Raw genomic sequence first — 613 nt, 5'->3', positions numbered from 1 at the left:
ACCGTCCACGTCGACGGTCGCGTTCGTGACAACGAGATCGCCGGCACGGGCCAGCCCGGCCGGGTCCCAGCCGGGCACCGCACCCAGCCGTCGCAGGACGGCGGGCAGCAGCAGCGAGCCGGGCACGAATCGCAGCGACCGCACGGCGTTGCCGACAGCGCGGTCCTGGACGATCAAGGGTGTGTCGAGGTTCAGCCGCAGCTCGATGATCTCCCAGCCGGTCTCGCCCGAATGGTCGGGATCAGCCGAGGTCGGCGTCTCGACGCGGGCGGGAGGCACGGGCGGGGCGACGCCGTCGCGTGCCCGCAGCCAGGTGACCAGGCTGTCGAGCGTCGGCAGCGGCGGGCCGATCGCGGTTCCGGTTCCGGTTCCGGTAGCGGCCACCTCCAGGCGGCAGCGGCCCGCGCCCCGGCGACGCTTACCGCCGATGGACTCGACCAGGCGCGCGCCGAGGAGCAGCACCGCCGCGGCGGCCCGGCGGCCGTCGTCGTCCAGGCCCGAGCCCGTGTCCGTACCTGTGTCCGTACCTGTGTCCGTACCGGTAGCTGTATCCGACCAGTCGGTGAGCGTGGCGGTGGCGGTCAGCTCCGCGCCGGAACGCGCCATCTGCTCG

Annotated in this window: 1 pseudogene; it reads right to left on the bottom strand. The window is 73.9% G+C overall.

Annotated elements, in window-relative coordinates:
• A pseudogene (locus MJ785_RS19610) lies at positions 1–613 on the bottom strand (hypothetical protein); the annotation flags it as partial.

The organism is Protofrankia sp. CiT1 (assembly GCF_917627335.1).
Lineage (GTDB): Bacteria > Actinomycetota > Actinomycetes > Frankiales > Frankiaceae > Protofrankia.
The sequence above is the reverse complement of the archived record's forward strand: the minus strand, read 5'-3'. Positions and strand labels throughout refer to the sequence as shown.